Origin of the sequence: Streptomyces sp. CBMA123 (genome assembly GCF_014596465.1) — a bacterium.
In the GTDB taxonomy this organism is placed as follows: domain Bacteria; phylum Actinomycetota; class Actinomycetes; order Streptomycetales; family Streptomycetaceae; genus Kitasatospora.
This window is the reverse complement of sequence record NZ_MECK01000575.1, coordinates 1-435: the sequence shown is the minus strand read 5'-3', so window position 1 is coordinate 435 and position 435 is coordinate 1. Positions and strand designations below refer to the sequence as shown.

Sequence of the window (435 nt, the reverse complement as noted above, 5' to 3'; positions counted from 1 at the left end):
GCTCCCCGCCGCCACGGCCCTGCTGCGCGGCGCCCATCAGGTGGCGGAGCGCGCCGTGACGCTCCGCCAGGGCGGGCCGGTGTTCACCCCGGTGCTGGTCAACGGCACTGCGGGCGCTCTGCTCACCCGGGACGGCGGGCCGGTCGCGGTGCTGGGCTTCGCCGTCCGGGCCGGCCGGATCAGCCGGGTGCACGTCCTGCTGGATCCGGACCGGCTGGCCTCGATCGACGCCGACGGGCTCACCTCCTAGGCCGGGCAGGGCCTGGGTGTCGAACGCACCTCACCGCGCTGTCGCCGGCGGGCGGCGGGCGGCGGGCGGCGGGCAGCGGGCAGCGGGCAGCCCGCGGTGTCCAGCCGATGGCGCCGGGCCTCGTCGATCGGGGCGGCGGTCCGTTCGTCGACGCCGGTATCGAAGGTCATCGCACCCACGCGCAG

1 protein-coding gene and 1 pseudogene are annotated in these 435 nt (G+C 77.9%); one reads left to right on the top strand and one right to left on the bottom strand.

The window, feature by feature from the left end; all coding sequences use genetic code 11:
* Window positions 1-250, top strand: a pseudogene (locus BG452_RS37525) (RNA polymerase subunit sigma-70); the annotation flags it as partial.
* On the opposite strand, the gene BG452_RS37520 reads toward BG452_RS37525, so the two are convergent.
* On the bottom strand, window positions 247-435 hold a 189-nt coding region (locus tag BG452_RS37520), incomplete at its 5' end, for a hypothetical protein (RefSeq protein WP_223243302.1). The pseudogene BG452_RS37525 and the gene BG452_RS37520 overlap by 4 nt on opposite strands.